We start from the raw sequence: 634 nt of genomic DNA, 5'->3' as shown, positions 1-634 counted from the left end.
TGACTCCCAACGCGTGGCAGTTTCACTTCGATTTGAAATTTGTGTTTACGGTGCAATGGTTTAGCTTGGGTGTTACAGCGTTGTCGCACCTTAATTGGGCGTTATATTGCATAAGATTCATAGGGTTAAATTATCTGTTTATCTTTGTTCTGCGTTCGAGCTGCACACCTGTTCGTTTCGTGAAAGTTGCCATCAAAATGACCATCGCACGTAGAATGTTTGTCGGTTAATTAGCTGCAACGTCACGCAAGTCTCCTCATTAGTAAGTTTTGCTGACTCAAGTTCATTTTGCGCGGCTTCTTTTTCGTGGGGACTTCATTGAAAGTTGTGGCTTCAGCTCACTTTGTTGTCAGGTTCCTCGTTCGAATTCTTTGTCATTCTGGCTAATCGAATGGCTCTAATTTCAGCTCATTTCGCTTCTTAGCCAAGTGCGTTTGATTGTCTATGGTTGAGTTTTGAACTATCCGTTTTACATCTGAGTTCAAAGCCAGTAGATTTGTAGTCAATTCAGCACCTTGGCGCTAAACTTAGCTCTGTCGTGCGGGCAATATAACAAAGCATTTAAGAGGGATTCTCAACGCTTGGCATTTTTGCATCTACTTCAAATTTAGTGTTTACGGTACAATACTTTAGG

At 41.6% G+C, this 634-nt stretch carries 1 protein-coding gene; it reads left to right on the top strand.

What is annotated here, in order from left to right; all coding sequences use genetic code 11:
* Positions 1-230, top strand: a 230-nt coding sequence (locus F0249_RS20170; RefSeq protein ID WP_216599682.1) for a hypothetical protein, incomplete at its 5' end; no start/stop codon positions are given.
* Between the last annotated feature and the right edge of the window lie 404 nt (positions 231-634).

Origin of the sequence: Vibrio sp. 03-59-1, assembly GCF_013114135.1 — a bacterium.
In the GTDB taxonomy this organism is placed as follows: Bacteria; Pseudomonadota; Gammaproteobacteria; order Enterobacterales; family Vibrionaceae; genus Vibrio; species Vibrio cortegadensis.
Note: the sequence above shows the minus strand (reverse complement) of the source record. Positions and strands in the feature narration are given on the sequence as shown.